The 19,169-nt window shown below is 44.0% G+C and carries 17 protein-coding genes; 7 read left to right on the plus strand and 10 right to left on the minus strand.

The window, feature by feature from the left end; genetic code table 11:
- Nucleotides 1-107 precede the first annotated feature (107 nt).
- Nucleotides 108-659 carry a bifunctional pyr operon transcriptional regulator/uracil phosphoribosyltransferase PyrR gene (gene pyrR / locus IDJ77_RS24660; RefSeq protein WP_191191659.1) on the minus strand — a complete coding sequence of 184 codons (552 nt, stop codon included), beginning with the start codon at nt 657-659 and terminating at the stop codon, nt 108-110.
- Between the two features lie 169 nt (nt 660-828).
- Between pyrR and IDJ77_RS24665 the strand changes: the two genes are divergently transcribed.
- Nucleotides 829-2,454: an aminopeptidase P family protein gene (locus IDJ77_RS24665; RefSeq protein ID WP_191191660.1), complete on the plus strand. Its 1,626-nt coding sequence runs from the start codon at nt 829-831 to the stop codon at nt 2,452-2,454.
- Nucleotides 2,455-2,668: 214 nt separating this feature from the next.
- Nucleotides 2,669-5,419, plus strand: coding sequence for a hypothetical protein (locus tag IDJ77_RS24670; protein ID WP_191191661.1), 2,751 nt, complete (start codon nt 2,669-2,671; stop codon nt 5,417-5,419).
- A 62-nt stretch (nt 5,420-5,481) separates the two neighbouring features.
- Here the strand turns inward: IDJ77_RS24670 and rpsA are convergent, their stop codons facing one another.
- Nucleotides 5,482-7,491 (minus strand): 30S ribosomal protein S1, encoded by a 2,010-nt coding sequence (gene rpsA, locus IDJ77_RS24675; RefSeq protein WP_191191662.1) that lies wholly within the window; start codon nt 7,489-7,491, stop codon nt 5,482-5,484.
- Nucleotides 7,492-7,819: 328 nt separating this feature from the next.
- Nucleotides 7,820-8,497, minus strand: coding sequence for a hypothetical protein (locus tag IDJ77_RS24680; RefSeq protein WP_191191663.1), 678 nt, complete (start codon nt 8,495-8,497; stop codon nt 7,820-7,822).
- 193 nt (nt 8,498-8,690) lie between these two features.
- Between IDJ77_RS24680 and tyrS the strand changes: the two genes are divergently transcribed.
- From tyrS to IDJ77_RS24700, 4 genes are all read left to right on the plus strand, one after another.
- Nucleotides 8,691-10,085 (plus strand): tyrosine--tRNA ligase, encoded by a 1,395-nt coding sequence (tyrS, locus tag IDJ77_RS24685; protein WP_191191664.1) that lies wholly within the window; start codon nt 8,691-8,693, stop codon nt 10,083-10,085.
- Nucleotides 10,086-10,174: 89 nt separating this feature from the next.
- Nucleotides 10,175-10,669: a type II RES/Xre toxin-antitoxin system antitoxin gene (gene parS, locus IDJ77_RS24690; RefSeq protein ID WP_224751223.1), complete on the plus strand. Its 495-nt coding sequence runs from the start codon at nt 10,175-10,177 to the stop codon at nt 10,667-10,669.
- Complete coding sequence (locus IDJ77_RS24695) at nt 10,669-11,127, plus strand: RES family NAD+ phosphorylase (protein WP_191191665.1); 459 nt, start codon at nt 10,669-10,671, stop codon at nt 11,125-11,127. Before parS ends, IDJ77_RS24695 begins: the two co-directional genes overlap by 1 nt.
- 79 nt (nt 11,128-11,206) lie before the next feature.
- Nucleotides 11,207-12,082 carry a GLPGLI family protein gene (locus tag IDJ77_RS24700; RefSeq protein ID WP_191191666.1) on the plus strand — a complete coding sequence of 292 codons (876 nt, stop codon included), beginning with the start codon at nt 11,207-11,209 and terminating at the stop codon, nt 12,080-12,082.
- A gap of 30 nt (nt 12,083-12,112) precedes the next feature.
- Here IDJ77_RS24700 and IDJ77_RS24705 read toward each other — a convergent pair whose 3' ends face one another.
- From IDJ77_RS24705 to IDJ77_RS24720, 4 genes are all read right to left on the minus strand, one after another.
- A complete protein-coding gene (locus tag IDJ77_RS24705) occupies nt 12,113-12,796 on the minus strand; it encodes a PH domain-containing protein (protein ID WP_224751224.1) in 684 nt (227 codons plus the stop codon).
- A gap of 88 nt (nt 12,797-12,884) precedes the next feature.
- Complete coding sequence (locus tag IDJ77_RS24710; RefSeq protein WP_191191667.1) at nt 12,885-14,372, minus strand: gliding motility-associated C-terminal domain-containing protein; 1,488 nt, start codon at nt 14,370-14,372, stop codon at nt 12,885-12,887.
- Complete coding sequence (locus tag IDJ77_RS24715; RefSeq protein ID WP_191191668.1) at nt 14,345-14,851, minus strand: hypothetical protein; 507 nt, start codon at nt 14,849-14,851, stop codon at nt 14,345-14,347. Before IDJ77_RS24715 ends, IDJ77_RS24710 begins: the two co-directional genes overlap by 28 nt.
- A gap of 88 nt (nt 14,852-14,939) precedes the next feature.
- Nucleotides 14,940-15,926, minus strand: a complete 987-nt coding sequence (locus tag IDJ77_RS24720; protein WP_191191669.1) for a long-chain-fatty-acid--protein ligase — start codon at nt 15,924-15,926, stop codon at nt 14,940-14,942.
- Nucleotides 15,927-16,162: 236 nt separating this feature from the next.
- Between IDJ77_RS24720 and IDJ77_RS24725 the strand changes: the two genes are divergently transcribed.
- Complete coding sequence (locus tag IDJ77_RS24725) at nt 16,163-16,834, plus strand: lipid-binding SYLF domain-containing protein (RefSeq protein WP_191191670.1); 672 nt, start codon at nt 16,163-16,165, stop codon at nt 16,832-16,834.
- 87 nt (nt 16,835-16,921) lie between these two features.
- On the opposite strand, the gene IDJ77_RS24730 is transcribed toward IDJ77_RS24725, so the two are convergent.
- The 3 genes from IDJ77_RS24730 to IDJ77_RS24740 form a co-directional block, all read right to left on the minus strand.
- On the minus strand, nt 16,922-18,013 hold the full coding sequence (locus IDJ77_RS24730) for an adenylate/guanylate cyclase domain-containing protein (protein ID WP_191191671.1): 1,092 nt from the start codon (nt 18,011-18,013) through the stop codon (nt 16,922-16,924).
- A gap of 139 nt (nt 18,014-18,152) precedes the next feature.
- Nucleotides 18,153-18,776: a hypothetical protein gene (locus IDJ77_RS24735; RefSeq protein WP_191191672.1), complete on the minus strand. Its 624-nt coding sequence runs from the start codon at nt 18,774-18,776 to the stop codon at nt 18,153-18,155.
- A 46-nt stretch (nt 18,777-18,822) separates the two neighbouring features.
- Complete coding sequence (locus IDJ77_RS24740) at nt 18,823-19,167, minus strand: hypothetical protein (protein ID WP_191191673.1); 345 nt, start codon at nt 19,165-19,167, stop codon at nt 18,823-18,825.
- Nucleotides 19,168-19,169: the final 2 nt, after the last annotated feature.

A 19,169-nucleotide genomic window follows, 5' to 3' on the forward strand; every position in this document is an offset into this window, starting at 1 on the left:
CCTATTATTTACCACCCCGTCATTGCGAGGCACGAAGCAATCTCCAAGCTTTGCAAATCCGCCCTGCTCATCGGGAGATTGCTTCGTTCCTCGCAATGATGCTGGTTTTATTCTTCCTTCACTTCCGATACCAACACAATCCTATCTTCCCCATCCGTTTCCTTCCAGCTTACAACTACTTTTTGTGATGCGATGGAATCTACCTCGATGCCTACGTAATCGGGCGCTACAGGTATATGGCGGGAGTAACGGCGGTCTACCAGGGTAAGCAGTTCCACTTTTTGGGGCCTGCCGAATGCCTGCATGGCGTCCATAGCGGCACGGATGGTGCGGCCCGTCCACAGTACATCGTCCATCATGATCACCTTTTTACCCTCGATAATAAAATCTATTTTAGTTTGATTAGGCACCAGCTGCGTTTCCCTTCTGCGGAAATCGTCGCGGTAAAAGGTGATATCCAAGTCGCCCTGTAGTATATTGCTTTCGGGAAGGATCTTGCGTAATTCTTCGGCAACGCGGTAGGCTAAATAAACGCCTCTTGGCTGTATGCCTATCAGTACCGAATCGGAAAAATCGTTATGATTTTCAATTAACTGACGACATAAACGCTGTATAGTAATTTGAAATTTCTGACCGTCGAGCAGCGTTAAATTTTGCATCGTTTGGGTGGATTTGGGCAAAGGTAGTAATTTTAGCGATTAGTTAAATAGAGATTAGATATTTGTTAATTGCACACTGTCACACTAAAAATACATATCTGTAGCATTTATGTAACGTTATTATTTTTTATCTTCAACCTGTTTTTCAATCCATCACAATAAAAACTAAATGAGATTTTTTTATAAACTTTCGCTGGTTGCGGCGCTTGCCTGCACAGCCACTGCACCGGTTTTTTCGCAAACCGAAATTACCGAGAAACTCCCTACCGATTACCTTACCAAAGAGTTCCATGCCGGAAGGCGCCAGGCGCTGCGCGATAAAATGCCGGCCAATTCTGTAGCGGTGATCTTCGCTTTCCCCGAGGAGGTTTTTTCTAACGACGTAAACTACGTGTTCCATCAAAACCCCGACCTGTATTACTTCTCGGGCTATAAAGAAGCAAACTCCATGCTGCTGGTATTTAAGGATATGCAGGGTAGCGGGGCCGATGCGTACAATGAAGTGATATTTGTACAAAAACGCGATGCCGCCCAGGAACAATGGACCGGCAAACGCCTTGGCGTAGAAGGCGCTAAAGGCCAGCTTGGTTTTAAAATGGCGTTCAACGGGGCGGAGTTCGCTTCCTTCCCTATCGATTTTAAAAAATTCAGTACTATTTTATATGACGGCATCCCGGGCGATGTTGGCGCGGATATTTCAAAAGGAAGCCTGAGCGACCTGGTAAACACCTTTAAAACCAAAGCCGAAATAAAGGAAATGGATAAAGGCCTGATGAGCGACCTGAGCCTGATAGCCCAACGCAGCAATCCAAAAAATATTGACCGTATTATGGCTTACCTGAAACCAAAAATGACACAGGAGGCTTACAAAAACAACGCACTGTTGCAACAACTGGTTGCCAAGCCCGATTCGGCTACGCTGATGGATTTTAAGGCGAAAATTGGTGGCACCATGGGCGGCATGGTACAGTACGACGACGCGGTGATGCAGCTGCGCGGTGTAAAAACACCCGAGGAGTTAGTGCTCCTGAAAAAATCGGTACAGATAAGCAGCCTGGCTCATGCCGAGGCCATGCGCGCTGTGACCCCGCAAATGAGCGAGCGCGAACTGGAAGGCATTATGTTATACGTGCAAAAAAAATACGGTGCCGAAGATGAGGGCTACCCGCCAATTGTTGGCGCAGGTGGCAACGGCTGTATTTTACACTACGAAGAAAACAACGCCACCGCGGTACAAAACCAATTGGTACTGATGGATGTTGGCGCCGAATACCATGGCTACAGTGCCGATGTTACCCGCACCTTCCCGGCAAACGGCAAATTTACCGAAGCGCAAAAAGCCATCTACCAGTTAGTTTACGATGCACAAGAAGCTGTATTCCCGCTTTGTAAAGAAGGCGTACCGTATGCGCAGCTGGAAACCAAAACCGGTGAAGTGCTTGCAGCAGGCTTAATAAAATTAGGCATCATAAAAGACGAAAAGGAATTGCGCAAATACTATCCTCATGGCGTATCGCATCATTTAGGACTGGATGTGCACGATAAAGGCGGTTACGGTGGCGATTTGAAAGCCGGCATGGTGATCACTATTGAGCCGGGCATCTATATCCCTGCCGGCAGCCCATGCGATAAGAAATGGTGGAACATTGGCGTACGCATAGAAGATGATATCCAGATAGGCAAGGATAAAGGCATCAACCTATCTGTAGATGCGCCACGCACCTGGCAGGACGTTGAAAAAATGGCCGCAGAAAAAAGCATCTTCGACGCGGGAAAATTCCCGGCGCTGAAATAGCGGTTTGATCATAATGGTCTAATCACAAAGGGCACAAAGATTTTTCTTTGTGCCCTTTGTGATTTCTTACTCTGTGTACTTTGTGTTTAAAAAAATCAACGTATTGATTTTCAAACCCGATTACCTACATTTACTAAAACCATCAGCCTCGCCTATGCTGTTCTGCGGTAAACCTTCACGGCTCATTAAACAGGTATGCAAAATTTGTATTTGCATGGTTATAGTAGCGTTAAAACTTGATGCAGTAGCACAGGATACCGGCGCAGTAAAAAAACTTATCCGTATTGCCGAAGACCAGCGGGCGCGCTTCCCCGCAGAAAAACTTTACCTCCAGTTCGACAGGCCCAATTACACCACTTACGATACCATATGGTTTAAGGCATCCCTCTTCAACGCCGCCACTTATTCGCCATCGCGGTTAAGCAGCAAAGTGTATATCGAATTGATAAACGATAGCAGCAGCGTAGTAAACCGTTTTGCCATACCCATGGTATCTGGATTAGGGCAGGGCTATATTGTGCTCAACGAAAAGATAAACGATGGCACCTACACCGTACGGGCATACACCAACTGGATGCAAAACTTTGGCGACGACACCTATTTTAGCAAGCAATTTTATGTGGGCAAACCATCGGACCAGGGTAGTTGGCTGATAAGCGAGCAGCATATTTTAAAAACACTTCCACAGGGCAATGAGGTTAGTATCGCTCTAAAACTCAGCAATCTCAACAATGCCGTTATCCCCTACCGGGACATCGAACTGAGGCTTACAGAGGGTAAAAAAACGCTGTTTAAAAACAACTATCTAACATCCGATGGTGGAAATATTATCGCGAATTTCATCCTCCCAAAAAAAGCAGACACACGGCAGCTATCGCTGCTGATAACCGATAAAACCAACAAAAACAAATACAGCTTCCCCTTTTACCCGGGCGGCCAACTACAGGATATCGACCTGCAGTTTATGCCCGAAGGGGGCAATTTGGTGAACGGGCTTTCCTCACGTGTGGCTTTTAAAGCTATTAGCGAAGATGGCTTAGGAACGCCTGTTAACGGCAAAATATTGAGCAATACCGGCCGGGAAGTTTGCAATTTTGCCACTGTGCATAATGGGATGGGGAGTTTTTTTATTATGCCGCAGGCAAGCGAAACGTACGCCGCCAAATATGAATTAAACGGCGTTACGCATTCGGTGCCGCTTCCTTTGGCCCAACCTTCGGGTTTAGCTTTAAGGGTTGATAACCTGTCTTCACCAGATTCGTTGTACGTTTATATTAGGACCACTCCAGAGATAGCCGCAGCCAATAAACCCTACAGCCTCATCATACAGTCGGCCGGCGAGATCTATTTAGGGCTATCGTTCAAGATCAGTCGTGGGTTTACCAATATACAACTGGCTAAAAACAACTTCATGTCGGGTATTGTAGGTTTCACAGTTATTGATGCCGATAATAAACCGCTGTGCGAAAGGCGCATCTTCATCGACCACCACGACCGGCTAAACCTGGAAATTGCCGATCCGCAGTCGCGCTATCAGCCAAAAGACAGCATTGCGTTAAACGTTAATGTATGCGATGTTAACGGGGCGCCTGTAATTGGCAGCTTCGCGGTGGCGGTTACCGATGATGCTTTTATCAAGGCCGATCCGCTTGCCGATAATATTGTTAGCCGGCTGCTGCTCACATCCGAGCTTAAGGGCTACATAGAAACACCGGGGTGGTATTTTGCATCCGATAACATTAATACCGCTATTGCGCTGGATGAACTGATGCTTGCGCAAGGCTGGACTGGTTTTGATTGGGATAAAGCACTGCAAGTAGTACCCTTACAGCCAAAATTCAAGCCCGAGCCGGATAACCGCTTAACCGGCACCCTGCGAAACCTGTTTAATAAACCTGCAAAGGATTCCAAATTGAACCTGTTCTCGATAAGTAAAAAATATGGTTTACTGGTATTTGACACCGTGAGCAACGCCAGGGGCGAATTTGTATTTGACAATTTACCCTTGCTTGATACGATAAGTTACACGCTAAGGGTAAATAACAAAAAAGATAAAGCATCTACCGCCGATATAGTTTTAGATATATTTAAGCCAGCCGACGTTACCGGCAATGGTGTAAGATTGATGCCCTGGTATATGCATGTTAAAGATACCGCTATGCTGGCTTACTTTAACCGCCCCCAGCCCCCGCGTTACAATGGCATTGATATTAGTGAGGTAAAAGGCAGGCTTTTAAAAGAGGTAAAGATAAAGGCGGGCAAACCCAATATAATTGTGGGGCAGTACTCGGGCTATGTACAAAAGGAATTTGCCGAAAAGGAATTGGTAGAAGCCGGAAAAACCACACTTTACGATTTGATATCCCGCAAAGTAGGTGGCTTTGGAACCGGGCATTTATATAGAGAAAGTATATTCGGGAAAGCAACTTATCATGAGCAGCCTGCGCTTGTTGTAGGCATGACAATGGTGTCTGATATTATTGTTGATGGCCAGGGCACAAGCATCATGTCGGCGGACGGCAAAGGTTCCGACCCGCAAACCGCTATTGATTTTATGAAAAGCATTGGCGCGGACGATGTTAAAAATATTAAGATAGCCGAGGGCATGAACATGTTTATAACCGTAACCACCCGTAGCGGGAACGGGATCTTTACGCGGCCGGCGTTTAACATTTTGTCTTACCGCCCGGTACCGCTCTGTTTGCCCAGGCAGTTTTATCGCCCAAAATACGACGTAAAAAGTGCCGCTGCCTTTACACCCCGCCCAACCATCCACTGGGAACCGAATTTAATTACCGATAAAAACGGCAGGGCATCCCTCTCCTTTTTTGCAGCAGATAAACCGGGCACTTACACCGTCATCATCGAAGGGACGGATATGAATGGGAATTTTGGCAGGCAAACGGGGAAGATGGTGATATCGCCCCCAGTGAGAGCCGCAACCACCCAAAGCGCCGTAAAATAACAAACAAAAAAAGCCCTCCCGATTGCTCAGGAGGGCTTTGTAATATTTAAACGTTTAGAAGATTAAACTTCTTCGGTTTCTTCAGTTTCTGCAGCAGCTTCTGGCTCTGCTTTAGCTACCGGGGCTGGTGCAACAGGGGCTTTTTTAGCCGCTTTGCTTTCAGCACCTTCCATTTGCTCTTTTAACTGAGCTAATACGCTAAGATCGCCTAAAGTTGATTTCTCTACTGATTCTTTCACTTTCTTAACCGCGTTGTTAGCAGATTTTGCTTCTTTCTTACGGTTTTCAAATTCCTGAACACGAGCGTCAGCACGAGCTTCTTCCCATATACGTGAGTGTGAAATAACGATACGTTTGTTTTCTTTGTTGAATTCGATGATCTTGAACTCAGCAGCTTCTTCAGCTTTTACAGATTTACCGTCTTCTTTAACCAGGTGTTTGGTTGGCGCAAAGCCTTCTACACCGTAAGGTAAAGCTACGATAGCACCTTTATCAGTTACTTTCAATACGGTACCTTCGTGTATCGAATCGATAGTGAAGATAGTTTCGAAAGTATCCCAAGGGTTTTCTTCCAGCTGTTTGTGGCCTAAGCTCAGTTTGCGGTTATCAATATCCAATTCTAAAACTACCACGTTTAATTTTTCGCCAACCTTAGTAAATTCGTTAGGGTGGTTTACTTTTTTAGACCATGATAAGTCAGAGATGTGGATCAAACCGTCGATGCCGTCTTCCAGTTCAACAAACACACCAAAGTTGGTCATGTTCTTAACTGTAGCAACATGAGTGGTACCAATTGCATACCTGGTACCGGCATTTTGCCAAGGATCAGGAGTTAATTGTTTAATACCAAGGCTCATTTTGCGCTCGTCGCGATCTAAGGTTAATACCTGAGCTTCAACTTCGTCGCCAACTTTCAGGAATTCCTGTGGGTTACGCAGGTTTTGAGACCATGACATTTCTGACACGTGGATCAAACCTTCAACACCCGGGATAATTTCCAAGAACGCGCCGTAATCAGCAACAGTTACAATTTTACCTTTTACTTTAGATCCGATAACTAAATCAGTATCTAATGATTGCCAAGGGTGCGGGGTAAGTTGTTTTAAACCTAAAGCGATACGTTTTTTCTCATCATCAAAATCAAGCACAACAACGTTGATCTTCTGATCTAATGATAATACTTCTCTTGGATGCTCTATGCGGCCCCAAGATATATCGGTAATGTGTAGTAAACCGTCTACGCCACCAAGGTCGATGAATACACCAAAGTCGGTAATGTTTTTAACGGTACCTTCCAATACCTGGCCTTTTTCAAGCTTGGCAACAATTTCTGTTTTTTGGTTTTCCAAATCGTCTTCGATAAGCACTTTGTGCGATACCACAACGTTTTTAAACTCGTGGTTTATCTTAACAACTTTAAATTCCATTGTTTTGCCCACATATACATCATAATCCCTGATAGGTTTGATGTCGATCTGTGAACCTGGTAAAAAGGCTTCAACGCCCATAATATCAACAATTAAACCACCTTTAGTTCTGCTTTTCACAAAACCTGTGATGATCTCATCGTTATCCAGTGCCGAATTAATGCGCTCCCATGATTTTTGAGTTTTAGCACGTTTACGAGAAAGCACTAACTGACCGTTAGCATCTTCCTGCGATTCAACAAATACTTCAACTGAATCACCGATCTTCAGATCAGGTGTATCACGGAATTCAGAAACCGATACCAAACCGTCAGATTTAAACCCGATGTTTAATACAACATCTTTGTTATTGATATTTACAACAACACCAGAGATAATTTCGCCTTTGGTGATAGAGCTGAATGTTCCATCATAAAGTTTCTCCAGTTTCTCACGGTCGTCATCGCTGTAGTTACCAAATTTTTTGTCATCTGCATCCCAGTCGAAATCTTCCAGTGGTGCAACTGCGATCTTAGATTTGATCTCTTCGATTGATATTGAATCAGCTTCTGACTCAATAGTTTCTTTTTCTGCGGTTGCAGTAACTGTACCCAGTTCCGCTTCCTTAGCTTTTAATTCTTTTTCTGCTTCTTGTTTTTTTGCCATTAATAAATTTTACTCCTTTTTCCCAACACTTAATTGGGACTGCAAAGGTACGGATATAATTTTTATAGATAAAAATATTTTTAGTGTTAAATATTGATTTTTAGGCGGTTTTTGGTGGGGAAATGTAGATTGTGGGGAATGGTTTAGGCAAATCAGAGAGGAAGTCGATGATTTTAAAGCTTGTTTAAAGAGGTAGTTTGGTAAATAGCTATATTATGGCGTTGCCTGCGGCCCGGGCTATGCGCTGCAACTCCTCATTCCGCACTGCTGATAGAAGCAGTGCTTCATTCCGGGGTTTCCGCTTCTATCCCTAACGCGGATCTTCGTTTCAATCAATCTTTTGAGGTAACTTCTCCCCTATCTCCTCATAAATTTCCATAAAAGTATCCAGCAAGCCCAATCGGTATTGTAGTACAACAGCACTTACGGCCTCTTCGTGCTCGACTGTAAACGGGTCGCGCCATACACGCATACAGATACGTTTGAGGGCATAAGTTACCTGTCCAAGATTAACATAGGTAGCTAAATAGCGGCTTTGCTTAAAGCCTTCGTAAAATTTAGCAAAAACGGCAGTGTTCTTCATCCCCGCAAAAGCCACAAATTCTTTAATGATTTCCACATCGCAGCTATCCAGATGGCCATAAAAGTCATCCACGCTTATCTTATTGGTGGTGATAAGCAGGTTATCCAGTATCAGTTCCACACCGATGTGCCCCAAAAAGAATGGCTTTACCGGCGAACCTGTAATGGCAGGTGCGAGCATTTTTTTGAGCGTGTGCGAATGGTGCAGAAAGAATTCCGAGGTGTGAAAATACTTATCAACCAGCAAATGTTTATTCCAGCCGGCGATGATAGAGTTTACATTCGGGTTTGCATGCACCAATTTTTCGGGATGCAGAACGATGGTTTTGTCGGCATTTTTCAGCAGGTCGGGCAGTACGGTGCCTAAGGTAAAGTAGCAGTCGGTAGTGTCCCGGTCGAAATAATAGTGCGACAAAAAATTCATAGGCAGGGGCTGAAATGTTCCGTTTGTAGCAATAAACAAAAAATATACCACATAAAAAAGCCTTTACACAGATGTAATATCAACATTACCCTTAGTTTACACAGCAAAAAGCAATCAATTCGGCCTGCACCCAACAAATTATTCTTTTATCTTTGGCGTCCCGATAGCTATCGGGTTTGAAACACATACACTGATGAATTTTGTAGAAGAACTACGCTGGAGAGGCATGTTGCACGATATTATGCCCGGAACTGAGGAATTACTGAATAAAGGGATGGTATCGGGCTATATCGGTTTCGACCCAACTGCCGATTCGCTGCATGTTGGCAGCCTTGCCCAGATCATGACGCTGATACACTTTCAGCGTGCAGGCCATAAGCCATTTGCCCTGGTTGGCGGCGCTACCGGTATGGTGGGCGACCCATCGGGTAAATCGGCAGAGCGTAACTTACTGAACGAAGAAGATCTGCAGCATAATCTTAACGGTATTAAAGGCCAGTTGGAAAGGTTCCTTGATTTTGAAACCGGCGATAACGCCGCCCAAATGGTTAATAACTACGATTGGTTTAAAGGGTACGACTTTTTGAACTTCATCCGCGATGTAGGGAAGCATATCACCGTTAACTATATGATGGCTAAGGATTCGGTAAAGAACCGCATCAACGGCGATACGGGCATGTCGTTCACCGAGTTTTCGTACCAGTTGGTACAGGGCTACGATTTTTACTACCTGTGGAAAAACCGCAACTGCGCCCTGCAAATGGGCGGCAGCGACCAATGGGGCAATATTGTTACCGGTACCGAACTGATCCGCCGCAAAGGCCGTGGCGAAGCATTTGCTTTGACCACCCAACTCATCAAAAAATCCGACGGGACCAAATTCGGTAAATCTGAAGGTGGCAACATCTGGCTGGATGCTGCAAAAACTAAACCGTTTGATTTTTATCAATTTTGGTTAAATACCAGCGATGAGGACGCCAAGGCTTATATTAGAATATTTACTTTATTTGATCAATCCAAAATTGAATCAATTGAGATTGAGCACAATCATAATCCAGGAACACGTGTTTTGCAGAAAGCGCTTGCTGCAGATATAACAATACGCGTTCATGGTGAGGAAAAAATGAAACTGGTTTATATTACTAATGATTTTGCTTTTAATAAAGATTTCAAATGGGAACATTTATCCCTTTTATCGGAACAAGATTTTATTGACATTTTCAGTAGCACCAAAGTGTTTTATAATCGAAGTGCCGATGTTTTCTTAACAACGAAGTATAACAATCCCACATTTAGCGATGAGGATATAATCTCCTTTTTATCAGAAATTAGAGATTTTGATGAAAATTTAGAATCAAAACCTATGTTTGAATCTAAGAGTGAAATTAGAAAACTAATAATCAACGGAGGTATTTATATTAATAAGACGAAGGTACTTTTGGAAAATAAACTTTCAGATTTCAAAGCATTTAGAAACCAATACTTATACGTTCAAAAAGGGAAAAAAAATGCTGCATTGGTTGTTTTATGTAAATACGACTCTCTAACCGAAAAAATGAAACAGGTAAATTCTATGATGAATAGATAATATTTGATTACAAAAAGGCAAGAAGAATTATTTTTTAATTATTGCTGAATAATTTGGAATTACGACATTTGGTAATTAAATTTGTACAAATGTCTGATGAGATGAAAAACAAAGAAAAACCAAATCAGTTTAAAGAGCCCATGGCAGTATATACCTACAATACTGCCATGCCTTTATATAATTTGTTTGGTGGCGCAAAAGCCGTCGCTTTTTCTTCCGATTTTGATTTGGTAAAACTGGCAAGGCAGGGTTTTCCTAAAAAAGCTCTGCTGGCGTTAGCCAAAAAGATTTCATTAAGCATACAGGAGCTTGCCAACATTCTTCATATTTCAGAGCGAACCTTGCAACGTTATGAAGATGATGTTATTATTAAAACCGAATATGCCGAAAAAGCTGTAGAGCTTGCCCGTTTGTATACCCGTGGCGAAGAAGTTTTTGGCTCCATGGATAAATTTAAGCTTTGGATGAAAACTCCCAGCCTTATTTTTAACGGCGAAGCTCCGGTTACTTTTTTAGATACCTCCGCAGGCTTCGATATGGTTTTTAATGAGTTGGGCCGCATAGAGCACGGTATTTTTGTTTGATGATACTCTACCGCATCTCTTCCTGCAAATACATTAATAATCTCGATGGAGAAGGTGCAAGGCTATACGGCGCCCGGTGGAACAGCAAGGGCAATGCGATGATATACCTTGCGTCTTCGCGCGCTTTAGCCGTATTGGAAGTATTGGTTCATCTCCCGCCCCTGTTAATACCCGAGGGTTTCTGCATTGCCGAAATTGAAGTGCCCGACTCCGGCATTACCAATATAGATGCGGCCACCTTACCCAAAAACTGGAAAGACATCTCCGCGCCAAATGAACTAAAGCTGATAGGTAACCAATTTATAAGAAAAAACGAACATCTTGCTATGAGGGTACCATCAAGCATCGTGGAGAAGGAGTTTAATTACTTGCTAAACCCGGTACATCCAGGCATGAAACATGTAAAGCTATTGAGTACCTCACCCTTTAATTTCGATGAGCGATTAGTGCATAATTAATTTTGCATAATTAATTTATTGAGAGTTGGTATAATTCAAACTAAATATTTAGTTTTACGGCTTACCAATTATCTGCTTAATGAAAAAACTATTATTTACCCTGGCCTGCACACTATGCCTAACATCGGGCTTTGCTCAGAAACCCGATGTTGCCATCGGCAAAGCCACTTACGAACTTACCCACATCCGCGATACGGCCAACCGGGAAAAGCCTTATAAAGAAACCATGGTATTGCTGTTGGGCCGTAATGCCAGCGTGTATCGCAGTGTAACCAAACAGCTTCAGGATGAAATGCTTTCCAGCCAGATAGCCAGCCAGGTAAAAAATGCTACCGACCCTAATCACCTCAACCTTACAATTACAGGTGGCGGCGCGGTAACCAATGAGGAATTTTACCAGTATGCAAATACCAAAAAGCTTTATACTGAGCAGCAGATCGTTAACTATTACCTGGTAGAAGAGGCGCTACCGGTTATAAACTGGAAGATAGGGACGGACACCCTAAGTTTTGGAACTTTACATTGCCAGAAAGCAACCGGTATTTTTAAAGGCCGCGTTTATGAAGCCTGGTTTTGCCCGGAGCTGCCATTCCGCAATGGCCCATGGAAACTAAACGGCCTGCCGGGTTTGATTGTGGAAGTTGCCGATACAAAAAGAGAGGTGATATTTAAGTTCGCAGGATTTGAGGACATCAGCAATACCAATCAAACAATATTACCGCCGGCAGCTGATATTAAAACCACGGTAAAAGATCTGCAGCGCCTGCAGGAGGCACGGGCAAAAGACCCTGTGGGCTTTCCAAAGGCATCAAACGGGGGCGGCGGCACCCGGATAACAGGCATGCGAATGGGCGACATCGATCCATCAAAAATTCAGTCTATCACGGTAAACAAATCGCCCACGGCTAATGCGCGGGAAAATAACAATCCTATGGAACTGCCCGAAAAAAAATAACCCCGCAATTTGCGGGTTTGAATAGGGTTCTTAAAAATCGCTCAGCAGATCAAGCTTTTTAGCGTTATATTCTTCCTGCGAGATCAGCCCGTTCTCGAAAAGCATTTTCAGCCTCTTTAGTTTCTCGGTCAGTTCATCTTTCTTAGGCTCTTCCTGGGCTACCGGGGCAGCAACAGGTGCAGGCGGGGGAGTTGGAACCGGCGCTGGCGCGGCAAATGGTGGCTGTACCACAGGCGCAACCGGCTGAAAGGCAGCCTCGTTGGCGTGGCCTATCTGCATCGAGCCCGATTCGGCGCGTTTCTCTTCCAGGTCGCGCAGGCGGCGGGCTTCACGCTCGGCTTCTTTACGTTCCTGGGCGTATTGGTATAGCTTGCGGGCTTGTACCTTGGGCAGGTAATCAACCCCCATTTCGGCACCGTTAGTGGTTTTGGCACTGAATACGGCTCCTATAATTTCCTCGCGGGTGTATACGTCTACAATATCCTTCCATACAAAATCAACAAACTTGATAGATAACCCCAGGTTTGCCGGGGTAAAAAACAGGATGCGTTTATTGGTTAAAGCAATACAATCGGGGAACAGGTTCACTATCGGTTTCTTTTGTACCGCAATGTATAGTATCTCCTCGCCGGTGGTAAGCAGATCTACCAGGCGGCCATAAATACGTTCAACAGCTTTGGGGTCTTGTTCTTCCTTTAAAAATTTCTCTATCATATTTCTGATATTAGGATCGTGGGCAAAAATAACAATAATATTGCCTTTGTAAATATAAGTTTTAAGCTACAAATAGCAGCACTGCGCTTTATCTCAATAACGTAACAGATGTATTTTGTGTATAGCTTACACCGTCGCCCATGGTGTATTTTACCACCAGGTAATAAACGCCCGTGGTAGCGGGCTTACCGGCATAGGTGCCGTCCCAGCCAACGTTGAAGTTTTTAGTATGAAAATATTGTTGTCCCCAGCGGTTGTAGATATAATACTCGATGGCCATAGGGTTACTGTTCTGATTGGGTCTGAATATATCATTTACGCCATCGCCGTTTGGCGTGAATGTGTTGGGGAAGCTAACCAGTTCGCATTTATCCTGTCCAATCTCGATATCCAGTTCGTCTAATATACAGCCTTCGGCACTTAAAATTGTAAAATGATTACTTCCCGGTACCAGATCTGCAATGGTTTTGGTGAAGGGATAGACGTCTGCCCCATGCTTTATTTTGGCTGCTCCTTTTATATCGCCTGCGGGTGCAAATGTTATTTTGCCAAGCGCTGTGCAAACCGCGTTCCTCACATTATAAGTTAGCGCGGGTTTATTTACCACCGAAAGATCGGGCACAAACACCTGCTGTTCTTTCCTGTCGCCGCCGGATGAGGTTACCACAAGTGTGTAAGTCCCCGGCGGCACATTGCTGAACGAATTGTCAGGACCGGTAACACCATTAAACGAATAGGTGTAAGTATCCGGGTGTGGCTTGGTTATGATCGTAACTCGGGCATGAGTGTAGGCTGTACATTCCTGCAGGAACTGAGCATCGATTATTTCTATGGGCGGGCATACGTCCTGATCCAGCAAGTAATCTTTTTCATCAATAAGGCAGCCTGCTTTATTGATTATTACAAAATGATAACTCCCTGCCGGCAAACCGGCAAAGGTGTGGCCAAAATTGTAAACGGCGTTATTGTAGCTTATCCCGTAGGTACTGTTGCCGGTAGCGGTATTGAGAGTGATCTCACCGGGTACATCGCAAACAGGATTCTTTTTGGTGATGGTGATAACGGGATTATTGAGGCTATAATCCGGAATGGTAAACGTGGCTTCCTTCGGGGCCTCGCCACCGGTAGATGTCACCGTTACTTTATAGCCCCCCGCTGTAAGATTATTAAACACCCCGATTCTGCTACTCATTCCGTTATCGAGCGTGTAAACATATTCGCTGGTGGGCGTTTTGCAGATCACCCGGGCAACACCTCTATTAAAAACATTACATTCCTGTTCTATGGCTACATCCTTTATCTCTATTACCGGGATCTCCCCTGCTTCGGCGTTACTGCCTGCATCGTATACTACAAAAGGCAAGGTGCCCGCAGACCCCTTTATGGTCTGGTTTTCCATATCCAGTTCAAGCATTTCGGTGCCGCTCGGATGATCGGCAAATGCGTACACTTTAAGCTTGTTATTTACTGATACCGTTGTAAAACCCATAATATTACGGCCGATAGGTATATAAGAGGTGCTGTTGATAGGGTTTGCAATATTAACTTTTACGATCTCGCCACTGGCGGCCGCCATGTAAAGTTCGTCCTTATAAAACAACAAGTCGCTGCCGAATAGAAAGGCATATCGCCCAGGTAAACCGCATCGGTGGTGCCTTCCTTAAAAGAAAACAATGCACTTCCGCTGGCGAAATATACAAGGCCATTCTTATCCACCGTAAGCGCGTTTCCTGCAACGTTATTGCCAATTAAATTACAATTGCTGATAGACGGGGAAGCGCCACCATTTATGTCGCCACGGTAAAGTGCTCCATTACCAGTGTTGTAGTAAAGGTAGGTGCCGGATACTGCTACTGAAAAAAAAGTTCCACTACCACAACCACCAACATCGTCTGTTATAATGCCATTTTGGGTAAGCGTTATTCTTTTTAGTTGGAGTGAGCTTGTGGCCACATAAAATTGCTGGCAATAGCTTTTTGCTGCGATGCACAAGAGCATTACAAACAATACGGCAACTTTTTTTATGAGGGGGCGGATGATCAATAGCTTAGGCACAATAAGCAGTAAATATATTTATTTAAATACTCGGCAAGGCAAAATTTATTTTACCTTATTGTTATTTATTACTGCTTACATTGACGGACTAACCTACCAATAAGTTACAGCCTCTGATATCAGAATTATCAAAACGGCCCAAAACCTCAAAAGAACCGTCCTGATAAACTTTACCCAGATCCTGAGTAGCAATGAACGAGCAGGAATTGATATTAGCCAGATCGATAATGTTTACACCGCCTGTTTTGCCGGCATCTACAAGGGTGAACGGGTCGTTGGTATCGCGGGTGATGATCTTCATCCAGGGCGGGCAATTAAAGATGCCTTCTCCTTTTGAGTAGGCTTGGGAGAGCAGTTCGGTCATCCCGTATTCGGAATGAATGTTTTTTACACCAAAGCCTGCGCAAAGGGTGTTGTGTAGCTCCTCGCGGATCATTTCCTTGCGGCGGCCTTTCATGCCGCCGGTTTCCATCACAATAAGTTCGGGGAAATCTATCTGGTATTGTTCCACAAAATCCAGCAGGGCAAAGGTTACGCCTATCAGCAGCGTTGATTTACCGGCTGCCTTTTGCTTTTGCAAAATATTATATAGTTCCTCATGGTTGTATAAAAAGAAGCCGCTATCGGGGTTTGCCGATTGGGTGATCAGATCCTGCGCCATATAAATAAGAGATGAGCCTTCCCGCTCCAGGTACGAGGGCAGCAGAGCAAGCACCGTATAATTTTCTATATCGCCATAAAACAATTGGAAAGCATTACGGAAACTCTGCACATACCAGCTCACATCAGTAACCGTGTGGCTGCTGGTGATCATCCCTGTGGTGCCCGAACTGGTGAAAACAACTTCTGCATCGCCATCACTCGCCACCACCTTGTGTGATTTAAAAAACTCCACCGGCATAAACGGTATCCGTTCGGGATTAATAATCGACGCGGGGTCGATCTTTAGGCCTTCAATAAAAGCTTTGTAAACCGCGCAGTTTGCGGCCTGGTATTGAAAAACCTGCAAGGCTATCTCCTCAAAATCCTCTTTATTATTTATGGCGAATACCTTTTCTTTGCCCGGCTTTATCATGCTGCAAAAATACTAAATGTGCAGATTACAAATGTGAAGATGTGCAGATGAGAAAAAAGATGTGCAGCTATACAGATATGAGTTTGTACAATCGATGTGGGCTGAACATTCTATGGATTTTCATTTGCACATTTGAAATCTGAATCTGCACATTTACTCCTCCAGGTGTAACAATTTTTCCCTTTGCGAGTTAACTATAGAAAAACAACAATAATCATACATTCATCAAACCCACTATGAAACTCATTAAATTTTTAAGATTGCCGCTTTTGTTAAGCGCATTTTTTATACTGGCTTCCGCCACATCTACCGATAAAGGCCTGGAAAAAATACACCAGGCAAACAATGTTTTAAAGGCTTTCGGACAGATGAAGGAAAGCATCCCAAGCGACTTACTGAAAGAGTACGAAGGCATTGTGATCGTTCCGAAACTCATCAACGCAGGCTTTGGCATCGGCGGTAAACGCGGACAAGGGCTTGCCATGGTAAAACTGCCAGGCGGCAAATGGAGCGACCCTGTGTTTGTAACCCTTACCGGCGGCAGCTTTGGTTTACAAATTGGTGTTCAATCTGTCGACCTGGTTTTGGTATTTAAAAACAAAGGCGTGCTTACCAAAGTTAAAAACGGCGATTTCACCATCGGCGGTGATATATCGGCAGCAGCGGGCCCGGTTGGCCGCAGCTCTACCGCCAGTACAGATCATAAACTGGAAGCTGAGATCTATTCTTACTCACGCAGCAAAGGGCTGTTTGCCGGTATCAGCGTAAACGGTTCGAACCTGGCCATCAACAAAAGCCTGAACGCCGATTTTTATGGCGACGATGTAACCTCGGCACAAATATTTGACAGGGCAACAAGTAAAGAACCCGCTATTGCCGAGCTAAAAGCTACGCTTAGTGCGTTTTAAAAAAGGTTGTTAATGATCTTACTTAAAAGCCCTGGTATACCAAACGCCAGGGCTTTTTTCGTTTTAAGGATGGGCTTTCCACAACTATTACATCACCGTAAATAGTTCCATTTTTTCGCCCCGGCCTTTTAAAATATGTTCTCCTAAGGGTTTTATTTGAAAAATTGGATCGAGGTGAACCTTTTTTACAAGGTCGCCGGAAATAAGAATATCCACATTGAATTGATTACATAAGCCTTGTATCCGGGCGGCGGTGTTCAGCACGTCGCCTGTAAAGATGATCTCCTTTTTCAACACCCCTATCTCGCCGGTGGTTACCATTCCGCAATGAAACCCTGCCTTAAACCCGGGTAATAATCCAAATTGTTCTTCATATTTCATCGCCCGCCTCGCTATAGATTCTTTCATCGCAAAAAAGCACCGAATGCAATTACTATTTGCTGCGCCGTTTGTCAGCTTCCATGATACGATCATTTCATCACCTGCATATTGATAGATCTCGCCGGAGTGGTCGATAACAGGTGCCGACAGGTCGGCGAAATATTCCTTCAGCATTTCAAAGTATCTAACGTGGCCGAGCTTCTCTGCAATAGTGGTGGAAGAGCGCATATCCAAGAACATAAAAATCCTTTCCTCTTGAACCGGGCGATGGTACTTCCCTAAAAAGAAATTACGCAATGCGGCATGGCCTATGCTATCGCTCACCTCGGTATAAAACTGACTGATCAAAATGATAGGGGTAATATAGATGCAAACACTTATCAGCGAATAGTTGGTAAAAAACGCCCGGGCATAGTCCCAGGTCTCTGTACGGCTAACTGCAGCGGCCATCCCATCTGCCGTGCCGATGAAGGTAATTATGAGAAAAAACAGGATGATTATGAGGTAAATAAACGACTTATACAGGATCTTTTTACTGAAGCTTTTTTTGATAAACCACTTGCTGAAATAAAAAATTTCCAGCACGCCTATCAGCGTTCCGGTTACCAACGCCACAAGCGGCATTGTAACAATATTCCTCGTAAAAAAGTAAGGATTCCCGGTGGAAGGATAATAATTCAGGCTGCCCAGCAGGCCCTTTTCAAGCAACGTATAAACAAGGCTGAACACCAGCCACATGATACTAAAGGGGATGATGCGAAAAATATTCCTTTTAGCTTTTGGTGATAGTGTTGACATATGTGGATCGGTAACAGCAATATATCATTTTTTCTGCACGACGGCAAATCAGCGTCGGGTAAACGGGCACTTTTGCTTTAAGGCTTTACACCATCATTCGCAAGAAGGGGAGAAAAATCACAACAGGAGGAAAAAGGATTTATTCGTCAGCAACAAGCGACATTAACTGTATGCTCCACTTTTTACCTGTTTTGGAGTACAGGCTAAAGGTATACGCGTCGTCCCATTTACAATTAGCATAATAAATGAATTCGCCGAAGTAGGGTTCGATATTCAAAAGTTCTTGCTCTTTCATCAATTCTCCATTTTTATCTTCTATACGTGCCGTTGCCTTAAAATAGTTCAAATCCCAGTCACAGTAAATCGCCCCATACCAATTCCTTTGCGGCGACCGATAAGTCTTGTTTTTCAACTTAAACCTATATTCTAAATTATTTTCCAGGCATAGTTCATAAGCCTGTATAGCCGCTTCCTTATCCCATTCATAACGTTCACAAAGAAAAAGCATACATTTATGTAACATTTCAATCAACGTTACTTTTTTTGCTGCGTTACTTAACGAAAAATAATTATCAAGATCAAAGTACACCTCTACACGAACAACATCTACGCAATTAACGATCTCCTTAAAGCCATGATATTTCAAGGAAATATCGTCATTAACCTCTAAAACGATTTTACAAAAAACACCTGTATCGAAAGGCTTTAAATACGACCAATACAGTTCTTTAATGCACCAAGTCTCCCGGTTAAAAACCAACAAAGGATGTTGGTAAACTGTATTGAACGCGATCTCCCTTAGCCTCATATCACTTCCCGTTCTTCTCAAACACCCTCTTCACCAACAAACCCGATAAGGCGGACATCCCTCCTACCAAACCGCCAATTAAAACGGTAATCAGCAGCACCAATCCCCAATGCGGCAGTTGAAAAAGGTGCGCCACGCGGGTGGCCAGGATATTTTCATTCGGTAAACTCTTCAACAATGCCAGTGCCAGCCAGGCCAGGCCCAAACCCGCAAAACCCGACCAAAACGCCTGCTTTGACGTTTTGCCCAAAAAGAATGCTCCCGCGAATGCGAAAATGCAGGCCGCCCACCAGGGTAAAATATACCCGCTGATAAACGACAGTAAAAGTATCAGTGCTAATAACATAG

The organism is Mucilaginibacter pankratovii (assembly GCF_014773265.1).
GTDB classification, from domain to species: domain Bacteria; phylum Bacteroidota; class Bacteroidia; order Sphingobacteriales; family Sphingobacteriaceae; genus Mucilaginibacter; species Mucilaginibacter pankratovii.